This is a genomic window from Pseudomonas sp. CAM1A, assembly GCF_047501685.1.
Classification (GTDB): Bacteria; Pseudomonadota; Gammaproteobacteria; order Pseudomonadales; family Pseudomonadaceae; genus Aquipseudomonas.
The window spans coordinates 274,554-289,794 of record NZ_JBFNXP010000008.1 but is presented as its reverse complement, the minus strand read 5'-3'; the positions used below and the strand labels follow the sequence as shown (position 1 = coordinate 289,794).

Genomic DNA, 15,241 nt, shown 5'->3' with positions numbered 1-15,241 from the left:
GGGATACGGTTTCATGCGCTGGCTGCTTGCCCTCCTCTGCTTCAGTGTCGCCTCGGTGTCGCAAGCCGCCTTCACCGAGACCATCATCCGCAAGACGCCGTCGGCCGCGCCGTCGCCGGTCCAGCCCGCCACCACCGGCGTGCAGCAGGAGCGGCTGATCGACAAGGTGCTGGTGATCAAGTCCGAGCGCCGGCTGCAACTGATCAGCCGTGGCGAGCCGCTCAAGACCTACCGCATCTCCCTGGGCAAGCAGCCCAAGGGGGCCAAGGCCCGCGAAGGCGACAAGAAAACCCCGGAAGGCCTGTACTGGCTGGACTGGCGCAAGGTCAGCGACCGCTACAACCTGGCCATGCACATCTCCTACCCGAATATCACCGATGCCGCCAAGGCTCGCAGCGAAGGCGTTGCCGCCGGCAGCATGATCATGATCCACGGCACGCCGATCAACGAGGAGTACCCCGAGTGGTACTTCCATACCCTGGACTGGACCGAGGGCTGCATTGCCATGCGCAACGACGACATGCGCGAGGTGTGGAGCATGGTGAAGGACGGCACGCTGATCGAAATTCGCCCATGAACGCTGCCCTATGACAGCAAAGGCCTGTCCTGCTCACGCGGGACAGGCCTTTCTCTTTAAGCGCCCGCCCCTTTCGCCACGCGCCCGCTCACTTTTCCTACATGTAGAATCGCCTCATTCCCTCAGCATAGTGGCATTGAGCCACATAAATGCCATCACTGACATTCTTAGAATTCCCGCAGCTGATTTCACGATTTCGTACATCACTTGCGAGGTTTTCATGCAAAATCCTGTCTCCAAGACCCGACCAGATACCCTGCGCTGGGCTGTCTTCCTTGCCCTGCTGGGCAGCACCCAGGTCCAGGCGCAAGGCGCCCTGACACCGACACCGGGCCCCGGCGGTACCCCGATCATCGACAACGGCCATGGCGTACCCGTCATCGACATCGTCGCGCCGAATGCCAGCGGCCTGTCACACAACCAGTTCCTCGACTACAACGTCGGCAAGCCCGGCCTGGTGCTGAACAATGCCCTGCAGGCCGGGCAGTCGCAGCTGGCCGGCCAGTTGGGCGCCAACCCGCAGTTCCAGGGCCACGCCGCCTCGACCATCCTCAACGAGGTGGTCGGCCAGAACGCCTCGCGAATCGAGGGGGCCCAGGAAATCTTCGGTCAGAAAGCCGATTACCTGCTCGCCAACCCCAACGGCATCACCCTCAACGGCGGCAGCTTCATCAATACCACCCGCGCCGGCTTCCTGGTCGGCAAGGCAGACATTCACGACGGGCAGATCAGGCACCTCGACAGCCGCGACGCCAGCGGCACACTCAATGTGCTGGGCCGTGGCCAGAGCAATGCCGGGGGCGCCCTGGACCTGATCGCGCCGCGTCTCGGTAGCACAGGGCACCTGTTAGCCAAGGGCCAGTTGAACTTGACCGTCGGCCGCAACCTTGTCGACGCAGGCAGCCGCGAGGTGCTCGAACATCTACCCGCCGTCGCCACCGCTATCGATGCCAACCTGCTCGGCGCCATGCAAGCCGGACGCATCCGCATCGTCAGCACCGCCGAAGGCGCTGGCGTGCAGGTTGGCGACAAGGAACTGCGCGCGGACCGCGACCTGATCATCCACTCCGCAGGCGATCTGAAGGTCCAGGGCAGTGACAAGCGCCAGGCCAGCCTCGCCAGCAACACCGGCAAACTGGACCTGAAGGCCGCCGGCGATCTGCAGCTCACCCATGCCCATGGCAAGGCCAGGCAGATCGAGGTACACGCCGGCAAAAAACTGACCTTGGATACCGCCACCCGCGAAAAGGTCACGGACGATCCAGTCAATTGGGCGAAGCAATGGCTGTTCATCCCCACCGAAAGCCTCGACGGCGTCACCACGCAAACCCGTCGCCAGCAGCTGGGCAGCCGCCTGGTGGCCGCAGACAGCCTGATCCTGGAGGCGGGTACCGACCTGCAGCTGACGGCCGCGCAACTGGAGGCGGACAATGCCTTGCAACTGCGCAGCGGCGGCGATCTGACGATCAGCGCGGGCGTGGATACCCTCGATATCGCCGAACAGTCCACCCACAAGACCTACCTCGACCGCACTACCATCGACAGTCAGGCCCATACCGAACAGGCCAGGGCCAGTACCCTCAAGGGCACCACCCTCGTCGCCAGCGCCGGAGCCGACATGCGGATCTCCGGCGCCCGCCTCGAGGCCCGCAAGCAACTGGAACTCGACGCCAAGGGCGACCTCAGCATCGAAAGCGCCGAGGAAAGCGACCACGCCCGACGTAGCAAAGGCACCCGTGAATTCGTGGCCAGCGCCAGCAAGAACGATCCGGACTCGCAGCAGTACACGGCCAAGATCGGCTACGAGCAATTGCACAGCGACGAGCAGACGGCGGCGACACGCCAAGTCGCCAGCAGCGTCAGCGCCGGCGGCGTCACCTTGCGCAGTGGTCGCAGGCTGACAGTCAGTGGCTCGGACGTGCAGGCAAACACATCGGATATCAAGCTGGCCGCCAGCGAAATCGACCTTGCCGTCGCTTACGACACCACCACCCGCCACACCCTCGATACCCGCACCGGCGCCGCACTCAGCGTTACCGGCGGCACCGACCGCGTCGCCTTGGGCATCGATGCCTACCATGGCCCTGCCGCCCAGCTCGAGCGTGACAGCATGGTGCGTCGCAGCACGCTGACCTCCAGCGGGGACCTGCATATCGACACCACGCGACTGACCACCACCGCCGCGCAACTGCACGCTGGACGCACATTGAAGGTAGACGCCGAGCACATCGACAACCGGGCAGCGGCCAACACCAAGGTTCGCGAGACCACCCTCAGCAACTGGGATGGCGGCCTCAGCGCCGGTATCGACTACAAATACGTCACCGATCGCATCCAGCGCCTGTTCAGTGGCAAGAAAAGCGATGACGAGGCTGCCGCACTCACCGACTCGCCCAAGCCCAACGCGGGCGTCGAACTGTCGCTGCAGCACAAGTCGCGTGTACACAAGGACAGCGACAGCACCGCCCAGGTCAGTCGCTTCAGCGCCGGCGAGATCTTCGTCCGCGCCGATCAGTTGAAGGATGAAGGGAGCGACTACAAGGCGAGCGTGGGTAGCCTGCGGATCGAGGCCGGCGAGCACCAGATGCTGGCAGCCCAGGATCAGAACAGCAGCGAGAAACACGACATCACCGGTGGCGGCAGCCTGCGTGTGGGTACCACCAGCGGCACGGATATCAACGCCAGACTCGCCGGCCATGGCAGCTCCCTGACCCAACTGAAGCAGACGACGATCGCCCGAGTCGGAAGTCTGCAAGGCAAGCAGGGAGTGCAGGTGGAGCTCGAACGCAACGGCCACTATGAGGGCGTGCGCATCGACGGCGGCAACAGCGCGGTCAGCCTGCGCAGCGATGCCAACCTGACACTCGCGGCAGCCCATGATCGCACCGCAGAGCAGATCACCAGCTTGGAGGCAGGGCTGGCGGTCAACGGCGGCACCGGCCTGACCGGCCCCGGCGGCGGCCTGAACGGCAATCTCAAGCACCACAGCCTGGAGAAGCAGGCCAGCCAGGCACGGGTGGCACAGATCAACGGCAAAGGCAGCGTAACGCTCGCCAGCGGCGGCGACATGCACCTGGAGGGCACGCGCATCGGCAGCCGTGGCGCGGCCACCGGCGATATCAACCTGCACAGCGACGGCATGCTGAAGGTAACCGCCGCCAGCGATACCCGCCAGAGCCTGGGCAAGACCTGGGGTGGCAAGCTGGAAGTCGAGGGCAGCGGCATCGGCGGCGGCCTGGGCGGCCAGGGCACCTTCGGCTGGGTCAACGAGCAGGCCAGCACGGCCGTTGGCGCACAGTTCGACAGCAAGGGCACGCTGCAACTCACCAGCCTCGCCCACGACGATGAGGCGCTACAGGTGCAGGGGCTACAAGCCAATGCGCAACGGATCGGCCTGGACGCCCGCAACGGTGGCCTGCTGGTCGAGGCGGCAAGCAACACCGAACGCCACGACAACCTCGACGTCACCCTCGGCGGCGGTATGAAGGCCAAGGCCACGGAAGTCGGCGGCATCAATGCACAGGTGAAGGTGAACCTGGACAAACGCGACAACACCACCTGGCGCGACAGCCAGCTGCGCGCCGACGTGATCGACCTGCGCAGCCAGGGTGATACCCGTATCGAAGGCGCCCAACTCGAAGCCGCCACGATCGAAGGCGAGGTCGGTGGCAACTTGCGAGTGTCCAGCCGTAAGGACCAGGTCGACAGCCTGACACTCGGCATCGACGCCAGCCTGGCCCAGAAGCAACCGACCGAGGCCGCCACGCAAGAGCAGCCCTCGCTGGCAACCGTCATCGGCGGCGGCAACCTCAAGGAGATTGCCGGAGCGCTATGGGACAAGGTCACTGCGAACTTCACCCCATCGGTCAAGGTGGATTACGCCCGACGTACCAACGACACCGTCGGCCAGCAGACCCTCCTGTCGGGTACGCAAGGCATCGACCTGGCAGTCGAAGGTGACACCCGTCTGGTCGGCGCCACGCTGCAGGCGCTCGATGGCCAGGTCGAACTGGGCAGCGGCGCGATTACCCGCGAGAGCCTGAGCGGCCGCGATTACGCCAAGGATGTGCAGGTCAATGTCGATCTGTCGGCCGCCGGTCTGGCCACCACCGCCTACGCGTACCTCACGAACCTGGTCACCGGCAGTACTGACAAGACCAGCGATCACAAGGTGTACAGCAACACTGGCCACGACCGCAGCAACGAGTATGTCTCGCAGATAAAGGAGAACCGCCAGCGCTGACGCGTGCCAGGCAGCGGCCTTTGCGCCGCTGCACTCCCCGCCCCTCGGAACGCCCCCATGAACTCACCGATCCTCACTACCCGTTTCCCCCGCTTGTCACGCGTGGCTGCACGGCGCCTCTGCGGCATCCTGCTTGCCTGCATCACCCTGATGCTTTCGACCTCAGCCCTGGCCAGGGTCGACCCGGCCAGCCAGCAATTGCGAGACCAGCAGCAGGCCATGCGGCAACTGGAGCAGCAGCAGCGACTCGAGCGCTGGCAACGCGAGCCTCCCACCGAAACCGCCGATGAGCAAGGAGCCGGGCTGGTCGAACCCGAGCAGCACTGCTGGACGATCAGCGGTGTGCGCCTGGCCGGCAACCGTATTCTCGACAACCAGCAACTCGAGCCAACCCTGCGTGCGCTGACGCCCCCTTGCATGGGCGTCGCCGCAATCGACCGCCTGCTCAAGCACCTGACCCAGCGCTATGTGGAGGCCGGATACCCCACCAGCCGCCCCTATGTGGCCCGCGCCCCCGAGCACGGCGCCCCGCTGGACATCATCATCGTCGAAGGCTTCATCGAATCGATCGAACTGGCTGGCGCCGACCTGCCCCTGTCGCTGCAAGGCGCATTTCCGTGCATGCTCGGCTTTCCCCTGCACTTGCCGGACCTCGAGCAAGGCCTGGACCAACTCAACCGGCTGCGTGCCTATGACCTGCAAATGGCCTTGCTGCCGGGCGAGATGCAAGGCGGCACCCGCGTCATGCTCGAACCCCGACGCGTCGCTTCGCGCGCCCACCTGGACGCCCTGCTCGACAACCGCGGCGGTGAACTGACCGGCCGCCACCGCCTCAACCTGGGGCTTGGCCTGGACAGCCCGCTGGGCTTGAACGACGACCTGCGCCTGTCGCTGAGTTCGGTGGTGTTCGACGCGCCCGGCCAAAGCGAGGGCGCCAGCCTGTACTACAGCATTCCCCATGGCCACTGGACCTTCAGCCTCAACGCCAGCCAGATGCGCTACCTAGCGCCGATCCCGAACACCCGCTACGCCAGCAGTGGCCGCAGCGAGTTCTACGGTATCAGCGCCGAGCGTGTGTTGTGGCGCAACCAGCAAGGCATGCTCAGCGCCAGCGCCCGGCTGGACCGCAAGCAATTGCTCAACCGCTTCGGCCCCGCCGTGCTGGCGCTGCAGAGCCCGACCCTGGCCACCCTCGAAGCCGGCCTGAACCTGCTGTGGCTCGAAGGTGGATTGTGGAACGCTTACCTGGGGGTAAGCCAAGGGGTACGCTGGTTCGGCGCCGACCGCCCGTTCGCCCACAAGCAAGCGCCCCGCCCGGACTTCACCAAGTACCGCGCCAACCTGCTGCACCTGCGCCAGGGCCCGGCTCAATGGCCCTGGCGCTGGCAGAGCGAACTGGCCCTGCAATACAGCGCCCATGTGCTGCCCGCCGTCGAACAGCTGCAACTGAGCGATCATTCGGCCGTGCGCGGATTCCGCCAGCACAATGTCGCGGGGGCCAGCGCCGGGGCATGGCGCAACACCCTCAGCCAGCCGCTGCCCCTGCCGGTGCAGGTACGCCCAAGCTTCGGCGTGGATCTGGGCTGGGCCCGCTACGCACGCACCAGTGCGCCTCAACGCCTGATAGGCGCCTCGGCAGGCGTCGAGCTGAACCTGCCGCACAGCACGGTGCGCCTGGACTACCAACGCGCACTGCATGCCAGCGATCGCCCGCGCAAATCACTGGAGCAAGGCTTCTGGGTCGCGCAATGGTCCCTCTCCATCTGACCGGCATGCGGGCTACCACCTGAGCCGGCGCTGCCCGACCGTGTCCTCGGGCCCCAGCCATTGCACGCCGCGCAGCACCGGCGTCAAACCGGCATCGGCCTGCAACACGAAATCGACCTGTGCTTGCCGGGCCGCCAGGTCGGCCTCCAGGCTCATCTGGTGCTGGCCTTGGCGAACCAGGCCAGCACTCAACCGCCAGCCCTGACGGCAGTCCATCGCCAGCGAGCCCTGTCCCAGCAACAGCGACCAGGGCGTGTTCAAAGCCAGGTCGGCGACGGTGATGCTGCCTGTGGCGGCCCGACAATGTTGCCCCGAGCCTTGCAGCTTGATGCTGCCCTGCCATTGCCCGGCCAGGCGATAGTCACCGACGACGCCTGGCTGTGCGCCCAGCGCCTGAAGGTCGGCCTGCCAACGCCACGGCCACCCGCTCAGGCGGCCTTGCCAGCCCTGCCCCTGGAAGCCCAGGCGCACCTGCAGGTCGCGCTGCCACGGACGCCATGTCCATTGCACGGGTCCCACCGCTCCCAGCCGGGCAAATTGCCCTTGCCACAGGCTGCCGGTCACTCCCTCTGCCGGTAACCCGAACCCCGCCACCAGCCAACGCGCCGGCAGTTCGGCCACCAGGCTCAGGCAGAACACCAGGCCCAGCCAAAGGTACGCCCGCCGCCTCATGGTCGAAGCCGCACAGTGAAACGCAGCCCCTCGGTATCTCGCTCCAGCCCCCATTGCAACGGCTGCGCGCCGTCATCGCGCAGGGCCTGCAACCAGCCCTGCAGGGCTTGGGCATCGACCACCTTGCCGCGCAGCAGCCAGCCTTGCTCCTCGGACTGCACCTCGGCCAACTCGATGTGCCGGGCCAGGGCTGATTGGTGCAGTGCTTCAAGGGTCAGCGCAGGCTGGCGCGGCTGTGCCGCGAGCGATTCGGCCAGTGCCTGCCATTGCCGCTGTTCCTGCCACAAGGCCACGCCCTCGCGTAGCGCCAGCAACCCCAGCAACAACGCGACGACACCCCAGGCCAGCGATAGCCGATGCTGTCGCATCCACTCACGGCTCATGCGGCGCCCCCCAGGTCGAACACCACGCGGCGCGCCTCGTCTTGCACCTTGACCTGCACGCCAACCGCCGCGGCCATCTCCTGCCAAGGTGCAACTGCCCCCTCTCCGACCAGCTCAAGGTGCCAACGCTGGCCATCAAAATGCACCACCCGCAGGTGCCAGCCGGGATGATCGTTCAACCACCCCTGGACCTGCGCCTGCAACGCCTCGAGCTGGCGCAGGCGCACCTGGCTTTCACGCGCCTCGTCCTGCAGTTGCGTCAATACCCGCGCAGCCTGGCGAGGCGTCGGCTGGACGCCGGTCACGGCCTGCACCTGGGCGCGATAGAGCTGAGCCTGGCGCCATTGTTGCGCGCTCCACAGCCCGCCCCACGCCAACGCCAGCGCCAGGCAGGCCATTGCCAGGCGCACCTGCCCTTTTGCCAGGCGCAGCCCTTGGCGTGGCCGGCGGGCCTCGAACAGGCCGGGTAAGCCATCGAGCGGGGCCAGCACATCGGGCCAGTCGCCTTCCAGGCTTTTGATTTCAGTGGGCAGCCAGACAGGCGCAGGTGCCGCGCCGAGCCCCAGGGGCCAGGCCAACCAGTGCGCGTGGCCCTTGTACAGGTTCATCGCGCCCCGTCGCCAATGCCAGGCCGCTTGCGGCGCGCAATCGGGCAGCAGCTGGAACTCAGCCCAGCAACGTTCCACGGCCAAGCCCCACGCGGCGCACTGCCCACGCCATTCGCTCAACCTGTCCCGCGCTACAACCAGCAGGCGCAACTGCCCCGCGTGCCGGCCGATGCAGGCACACAGCACGTCATCCTCGCCTTGCAGCAAACGGTCCTCGAGCAGCAAGGGCCATTCCTCACGTTTCAACCCAGGCGGCGCGGGCAGCTGGAAATGACTGCAATGCTCACCGGGGACGATCAGGGCAACCCGCGCCCCGAGCCCCGCCGGAGGTTCGCCCTGCCCCTGGCGCAGCGGATGGTCTTGGCTGACCAGCAGCCACTCCCAGACCTCGCCGGGGCGCAGCAGCAGCCAGGGTTGTGCCGGCGCCCGTCGGCGCCATTCAAGCTTCATGCGCGCCCCCAGGGCAGAACGAAGGTACAGGTATAAGGTGCTCCATCACGCACTAGCTCCACGCGCACGCCCCTACCGGGGTGCGCCGGTTGATCGGAAGGCCAGGCCAGCCAACGGCCAGCCTGGTGGTAGAGAACATTCATCGCGCTGACCCGCTCCAGCCGTTCGCGCAGCACCCAAACCGGGGCCGCGGCGGCATACAGGTCGGCCGAGGTTTCCAGCAGCAGCCGTTGTTCACGCGGCTCGAAGCGCAGACGTTGGCGCTGCAAGCGCGATCCCCCTTCGGCCTGCGGCCAGGCAGCGGCGGCCACCCACAGCAGTTGCTGGCGGTCGGGCTGCCAGTCGAGCCAGCGCGTCGCCAACGGCAAACGCTGCTCGTACAGGCGGCGCAGCACCGGGCTGTCGAAGCGCCGCTCCAAGGCCAGGCAAAAATCCACTACGCCGGTTTCGCTGACCTGTTCATCGAGCCGCTCGCGCACCTTCAGCCAGCCGTTGACCAGCGCCGACAGCATCACCCCGAGCAACGCCGTGAGGGCCAGGGCCACCAGCAGTTCGATCAGGGTCATGCCCGCCTGGCGCCGTTTCATGGCCGCTCCAGGAACACAGTGAACTGCCCCAGCGGCAGGCGCTGGTCGCGATCGGCATGCAACAGCAGTTCGCCGCGGCGCAGGTCGCGCACACCGGTGCGGCGCAACTGCAACTGCCAATGACAGGGCTGCCCGCCCTCCACCAGCACGCCGTTGTCCTGGTTGGTCGCCGGCCAATACTGCTCGACCACGAAGCGCGCCTGTAGCTCACGCGCGCACAGCAGGCCCAGGCGATGCTGTTGCACGGTTTCCTGCACCGCCAGGCGCTGGCGCAGGACCTGGCTGGTGATCACCGCCAGGACGGCAGCGATGCCCAGGGCCACGCTCACCTCCAGCAGGGTGAAGCCGCGTTGCCGGCGCTTCATGGCATCGCGCTCACGCGCAACTGCCCGCCGCGGTCCCAGTCCCAGCGCCGGCCGCCCTCGGCCCAGCGCCAGCGCACAGTGCCCGGGCGTGACCAGCCATCGGGGGTGAACAACAGCGCTGGCACCTGGCTGGCTGGCCAGTCCGGCCGCAGGCCCTTGGGCCAGTCTCCCAGTGCCACGCTTTCCACCTGCCATTGATCCCCTTGACGGCGCACAAACTCAGGCCGCTGGCCGTTCCAACGTATTCCCCGTAGTTGCCCGGCATGGCGCGCCAGGTCGGCTTGGGCCACGGTGGCGGCGGCCAGGCGGTCGAGCGTCTGGTCGATGCTGCTTCTGCCGCTGTCGAGCCAGGCCACCGCCAGGCTGGTCATCAGCGCGGCAATGGCCAGCACCACCAGCAGTTCGAGCAGGCTGAAGCCACGCTGTTGGATCGGGACGGCGTGGGAGCGGGCTTGCCCCGCGATGGCGGTGGCGTGGCCAACATTGCCATCGCGGGGCAAGCCCGCTCCCACGCAGTTGCGCTCACTTCGGGCAGACATTTCAGAGCGCCCAGTTGCCCAGGTCGGCATCGAGCTCTTCGCCGCCCGGCACGCCATCGGCGCCCAGCGAATACACATCGACCCGACCATGCTCGCCGGGCATGCGGTACTGGTACGGGGTGCCCCACGGGTCTTCCGGCAAGCGGCGGATATAGCCGTCACTGCGCCAGCTGCGCGGCAGCGGTTCCTGGGTCGGTTTTTTCGCCAGCGCCGCCAGGCCCTGTTCGTTGCTGGGGAAACGCAGGTTATCCAGGCGGTACATGTCCAGCGCTTGCTCCAGGGTCGCGAGGTCAGCCATGACCTTCTGCTTCATGGCCTTGTCCTGATTGCCCAGCACGCTGGGCGCGACCACGGCGATCAGCAGGCCGATGATGAAGATCACCACCATGATTTCCATCAGCGTGAAGCCCCGCTGGCGGTTGCGTCGTCGTTGCATCGAAAGTCTCCTTGTCACAGTTGCAATCCCTGGTTGAGTTGCATGATCGGCAGCAGCACCGCCAGCACGATGAACAGCACCACGGCGCCCATCACCAGGATCATCAGCGGTTCGAACAGCGCCATGGCGGTGTCCACCTGGCGGGCGAAGCCGCGTTCCTGGTCGTCGGCCACCCGTTCGAGCATGTCGGCCAGGGTGCCGCTGGCCTCGCCGCTGCCGACCATGTTCACCAGCAACGGCGGAAATTCCCCGGCGTTGTCCAGCGCCCGGTGCAGGCTGGTGCCGCCCTGCACCTGCTGGCGTACCTGCTCCATGGCTACGCGGATGCGCCGGTTGCCGACCGTCTCGGTGGCCACCTGCAGGGCTTCGAGCAGGGCCACGCCGCTGCCGCAGAGGATCGCCAGGCTGCGCGCCAGGCGCGCGCTCTCCAGCACTTGCAGCAGCACACCGATACGCGGCAGGCGCAGCAGCAGGTCGTCGCGGCGCAGGCACCAGTGCGGCTTGCGCAGCAGCCAGCCGCCCAACAGCGCGGCCAGGATCGCCAGTGCCAGCAGATAGGGGCCGGCCTGCACCAGCCCCTGGCTCAAGCCGATCAATAGCGACGTGATAAAAGGCAGGCTCTGCCCGGAGTGGGCGAACTGCTCGGTGAGCTTGGGCACCACGAAGGTCATCAGGCCGACCACCACCGCCAGCGACACGCCCATCAGCACCGCCGGGTAGATCAGCGCGGTACGCGCCTTGTGGCGCTGGCGCTGCACTTGTTCGAGGTGGTCGGCCAGACGGCTCAGCACCTGGCCAAGGCGCCCGGAGCGCTCGCCGGCCTCGACCAGCGCGCAATACAAACCGGTGAACGGCGCCCCCTGTCGCGCCAGGCTACGCGCCAGCCCCAGGCCCTCGGCGAGGGAGCCGCGCAAGGCCACCAGCACCGCGTGCAAGGCCGGCTGGCGCAGTTGCCGCTCCAGTGTGGCAAGGGCATCGACCAGGGGGATACCAGCGCCAACCAAGGTCGCCAGCTGACGGGTCAGCTCGCACAGTTGGGCGCGGGTCAGGCGCTGACGACGGGGTTGGGCGCTGTCATGGCGTTGCAAGTGCCGGGCGAACAGGCCTTGCTCGCGCAGCAATTGGCGCGCATGGCGCTCGCTGTCGGCCTGCACGCTGGCCTTGTGCGCCTTGCCGGCTAAATCCACGGCCTGGTAGCGAAAAGTCGGCATGGCTAGCCCTGCACCACGCGCAGCACTTCGGCCAGGCTGGTCTCGCCCCGGGCCAGGCAGTCGCGGGCCTCAGCCACCAGGCTTTGCCGGCGGCCATCCAGATAGGCTTGCATGGCCAGTTCGCTCTCGCCATCGTAGAGCAAGGCAACCAGCCCGGCGTCCAGCTCGATAAACTCATACAGCCCCAGCCGGCCGACATAGCCGCTGCCCTGGCAGTGCTCGCAGCCCACCGGGTGAAAGCTTTCGCCCAGGCTGCCCAGCTCCGGCCACAGTTCACGCTCGGCGCTTTGCAGCGGCTGCGCCACCGCGCAGGTGCACAGCCGCCGCACCAGGCGCTGGGCCAGCACGCCACGCAGGCACGAGGCAATCAGGAACGGTTCGATGCCCATGTCGCGCAGGCGGGTCACCGCGCCGACGGCACTGTTGGTGTGCAGGGTCGACAGCACCAGATGCCCGGTGAGGCTGGCCTGCACGGCGATCTGCGCGGTCTCCTGGTCGCGGATCTCGCCGAGCATGATCACGTCCGGGTCCTGGCGCAGGATGGCGCGCAAGCCGCTGGCGAAGGTCAGCCCGGCACGCGGGTTGATGGCGGTCTGGCCGATGCCGGCAATGGCGTATTCCACCGGATCCTCGACGGTGAGGATATTGCGACTGCCATCGTTCAGACTGTTGAGGCTGGCGTACAGCGTGGTGGTCTTGCCCGAGCCGGTGGGGCCGGTGGACAGCACGATGCCGTTGGGCCGCGCCAGGCAACCGCGCAAGCCACGCAGCACGGCGGCGGGCATGCCCAGGTTGTCCAGCGCCAGCAGGCTGGCTTGCTTGTCCAATACGCGCATCACCACCCGCTCGCCATGGATGCCGGGCAAGGTCGAGACCCGCACGTCCACCTCGCGCCCGGCAGCGCGCAGGGTGATGCGACCATCCTGGGGCTGGCGCTTCTCGGCGATATCCAGCCGCGCCATGACCTTGATCCGCGACACCAGCATCGCCGATAGCGCCCGTGGCGGGCGCAGCACCTCGCGCAGATGGCCGTCGATGCGCAGGCGTACCACCAGGCTCTGCTCGAAGGTCTCGATATGGATATCCGAAGCGCGCAGGCGCAAGGCCTGGCCGAACAGGCCGTTGATCAGGCGGATCACCGGCGCTTCATCATCGCTTTCCAGCAGGTCTTCGATACGCGGCATCTCGCTCATCAGGCTGTCCAGGTCAACCTGCTCGCCGATGCCTTCGATCAAGGCCTGGTTCGCCGCCTCGCCGGCCTGGTAGAGCTGGCCCAGGCGCTCGTCGAACGTGGCGCTGTCAAGGTGCTCAAATCCCACCGGCTGGCCATGCACGCGCAGCAGTTCCTGCAATTGGTCACTGTCGGCGTCGCCGCGCAGCCACAACTGCCAGCCATTTTCAGCCGGTGCCATGGCCACCCCGCTCTGCCGCGCCAGGCGATAGGGCAGCATCACCAGTCACCGCCTTCAAGGCGTGCCCGGCTGGAGGGGAACACCTGCAGCAACGGCAGGCCCTCGGCCAGTGCCGGCAGTTTGAGCGGGGTGTTCTGCTGCAGGTTCTGGTACTTCTGCTGACTCAACCCGGCCAGGCTCTCACCGTCGCGCAGAATGCGCGGGCGGATGAATACCATCAGGTTCTGCTTGGTGTTCTTGCTGGCGTCGGAGCGGAACAGCCGGCCCAGGTAGGGAATGTCGCCGAGCAGCGGCACGCGCTGGTTGCTGGTGGCCATTTCGTCGCTGATCAGCCCGCCGAGGATCACCAGGCCGTTGTCCTCGACCATGACCTTGGTCTTGATCTCGCGCTTGTTGGTGATCACGTCGCTGGCGGCGCTGGAGTCGGCGATCGACGACACCTCCTGGACGATGTCCAGGCGCACGCTGTCGTCGATGCTGATCTGCGGCTTGATGCGCAGCTTCACCCCGACTTCCTTGCGCTCGATGGTCTGGTAGGGATTGGCGTTGTTCTGGGTGACGGAGCCGGTGACGAATGGCACCTCCTGGCCCACCAGGATCGACGCCTCGGCATTGTCCAGGGTCAGCAGGGTCGGTGTGGACAGCAGGTTGAAACCGCTCTTGCCCTTGAGCGCGTTGACCAGCATGGCGAAATTGAAGCCACCACCGATATGGCCGATGCCGGCGGTGGCGCCGGTGGTGGCCGACAACAGCTTGCCGAGTTTCTCGTTGTCGCCGCTGCTGGCGGCCCCGGCGATGCTCGCAATGTTTACCCCGTTTCCGCCGAAGTTGACGATGCCGGCGCCGAACTTCTCGTCGGCGAACAGCCACTGCACGCCCAGTTCCTGGGCGCTGCTGTCGGACACTTCGGCGATGATCGCCTCGACCACCACCTGCGCCCGACGAATGTCCAGTTGCTCGACGATGCTGCGGTAGGCGGCCAGCTCGCTGTCCGGGCCGACCATCACCACGGCGTTGGTGCCTTCCTCGTACTCCAGGCGAATGCCCGAGTCGCTGGCCGCCGGCACGGGCACATCCTTGCCCTCGCCTTCCGCCGCCGGCACCGTGCCAGCCTGGCTCAGGCCGCGCAGCACCTTGACCACCTCGGCGGCATTGGCGTGGCGCAGATAAATGACCTGCGTGTTGCTGCTGCGCAGGCTGTCGCTGGGCCGGTCGAGCTGCGCCAGCAAGGCGCGCACCCGCTCGCGGCTGTCGGCGCTGCCGCGCACCAGCAGCGCGTTGCTGCGCGGATCGGCGACCACCTGGGCAGCATCGCTACCCTGCTCGCGGGCCAATAGGCGCGTCACCAGGCCAGCGGTGTCGGCGGCGCTGGCGTGCTTGAGCGGCATTACCTGCAACGGCTCGTCGCTGACCTGGTCGAGCTGGCGCAGCAGGCTGTCGATGCGGTCGAGGTTGCTGCGCCAGTCGGTGACCACCAACAGGTTGGCCGCCGGATACGGGGTGATCACCCCGACCCGTGGGTCGATCAGCGGTTTGAGGATACCGAGAATCTGCTCGCTGGCGGCGTTGCGCACGTTGAACACGCGGGTAGCCACGCCGTCGCTGCCTTCGGCCTTCTTGCCGGCGGTTTCCACCGGCACCGGCTCCAGGCGCGCGGCCTGGTCGGGGACGATCTTCACGCTGCCGTTGGGCAGGTCCACGGCGGCGAAGCCCTGGGCGCGCAGCTGGGCCAGGAAGATATCGTAGATGGCGTCGGCGTCGTGGCGATCGACTGTGCGCACGGTGACCTTGCCCTGCACCCGGGGGTCGACGATGAAGGTGGTGCCGGTGATGCGCGACACGCTGTCGATGAACTCACCGAGCTCGGTGTCGACGAAGTTCACCTCGTACAGCGGCGTGCCGTCGTCGGCGAACACTTCCGGCTCTTCGGCCTGGGCCAGGGACATGCCGAGCATCAGCAGCCCGGCCAGACAGTACCTTGCGATCATCAT

The 15,241-nt window shown here is 67.0% G+C and carries 13 protein-coding genes; 3 read left to right on the top strand and 10 right to left on the bottom strand.

The window, feature by feature from the left end; all coding sequences use genetic code 11:
• Positions 1–13: 13 nt before the first annotated feature.
• The 3 genes from ABZO33_RS18915 to ABZO33_RS18905 all read left to right on the top strand — a co-directional run bounded on the left by ABZO33_RS18915 (position 14) and on the right by ABZO33_RS18905 (position 6,587).
• Entirely contained in the window at positions 14–577 is a 564-nt protein-coding gene (locus tag ABZO33_RS18915; RefSeq protein WP_046854361.1) for a L,D-transpeptidase family protein, read from the top strand.
• Positions 578–797: 220 nt separating this feature from the next.
• Positions 798–4,820: a hemagglutinin repeat-containing protein gene (locus ABZO33_RS18910; RefSeq protein ID WP_414537249.1), complete on the top strand. Its 4,023-nt coding sequence runs from the start codon at positions 798–800 to the stop codon at positions 4,818–4,820.
• Positions 4,821–4,970: 150 nt separating this feature from the next.
• Positions 4,971–6,587: a ShlB/FhaC/HecB family hemolysin secretion/activation protein gene (locus tag ABZO33_RS18905; RefSeq protein ID WP_414537360.1), complete on the top strand. Its 1,617-nt coding sequence runs from the start codon at positions 4,971–4,973 to the stop codon at positions 6,585–6,587.
• Between the two features lie 12 nt (positions 6,588–6,599).
• On the opposite strand, the gene ABZO33_RS18900 is transcribed toward ABZO33_RS18905, so the two are convergent.
• From ABZO33_RS18900 to gspD, 10 genes are read right to left on the bottom strand one after another with little or no spacing between them, the layout of a single operon-like run.
• Positions 6,600–7,259, bottom strand: a complete 660-nt coding sequence (locus ABZO33_RS18900) for a hypothetical protein (RefSeq protein ID WP_414537248.1) — start codon at positions 7,257–7,259, stop codon at positions 6,600–6,602.
• Positions 7,256–7,642, bottom strand: coding sequence for a type II secretion system protein GspM (gspM, locus tag ABZO33_RS18895; RefSeq protein WP_414537247.1), 387 nt, complete (start codon positions 7,640–7,642; stop codon positions 7,256–7,258). The genes ABZO33_RS18900 and gspM overlap by 4 nt, the downstream gene beginning before the upstream one ends.
• Entirely contained in the window at positions 7,639–8,700 is a 1,062-nt protein-coding gene (locus ABZO33_RS18890; RefSeq protein WP_414537246.1) for a GspL/Epsl periplasmic domain-containing protein, read from the bottom strand. Before ABZO33_RS18890 ends, gspM begins: the two co-directional genes overlap by 4 nt.
• Complete coding sequence (locus ABZO33_RS18885; RefSeq protein WP_263160191.1) at positions 8,697–9,287, bottom strand: prepilin-type N-terminal cleavage/methylation domain-containing protein; 591 nt, start codon at positions 9,285–9,287, stop codon at positions 8,697–8,699. Before ABZO33_RS18885 ends, ABZO33_RS18890 begins: the two co-directional genes overlap by 4 nt.
• Positions 9,284–9,652 carry a type II secretion system protein gene (locus tag ABZO33_RS18880; protein WP_414537245.1) on the bottom strand — a complete coding sequence of 123 codons (369 nt, stop codon included), beginning with the start codon at positions 9,650–9,652 and terminating at the stop codon, positions 9,284–9,286. The genes ABZO33_RS18885 and ABZO33_RS18880 overlap by 4 nt, the downstream gene beginning before the upstream one ends.
• Positions 9,649–10,191, bottom strand: a complete 543-nt coding sequence (gspH, locus tag ABZO33_RS18875; RefSeq protein ID WP_414537244.1) for a type II secretion system minor pseudopilin GspH — start codon at positions 10,189–10,191, stop codon at positions 9,649–9,651. The genes ABZO33_RS18880 and gspH overlap by 4 nt, the downstream gene beginning before the upstream one ends.
• 1 nt (position 10,192) lies before the next feature.
• Positions 10,193–10,627, bottom strand: a complete 435-nt coding sequence (gene gspG, locus ABZO33_RS18870) for a type II secretion system major pseudopilin GspG (RefSeq protein ID WP_414537243.1) — start codon at positions 10,625–10,627, stop codon at positions 10,193–10,195.
• Positions 10,628–10,641: 14 nt separating this feature from the next.
• Positions 10,642–11,838: a type II secretion system inner membrane protein GspF gene (gene gspF / locus ABZO33_RS18865; RefSeq protein ID WP_414537242.1), complete on the bottom strand. Its 1,197-nt coding sequence runs from the start codon at positions 11,836–11,838 to the stop codon at positions 10,642–10,644.
• 2 nt (positions 11,839–11,840) lie between these two features.
• Complete coding sequence (locus tag ABZO33_RS18860) at positions 11,841–13,289, bottom strand: GspE/PulE family protein (protein ID WP_414537359.1); 1,449 nt, start codon at positions 13,287–13,289, stop codon at positions 11,841–11,843.
• On the bottom strand, positions 13,289–15,238 hold the full coding sequence (gspD, locus tag ABZO33_RS18855) for a type II secretion system secretin GspD (protein WP_414537241.1): 1,950 nt from the start codon (positions 15,236–15,238) through the stop codon (positions 13,289–13,291). The genes ABZO33_RS18860 and gspD overlap by 1 nt, the downstream gene beginning before the upstream one ends.
• Positions 15,239–15,241 lie beyond the last annotated feature (3 nt).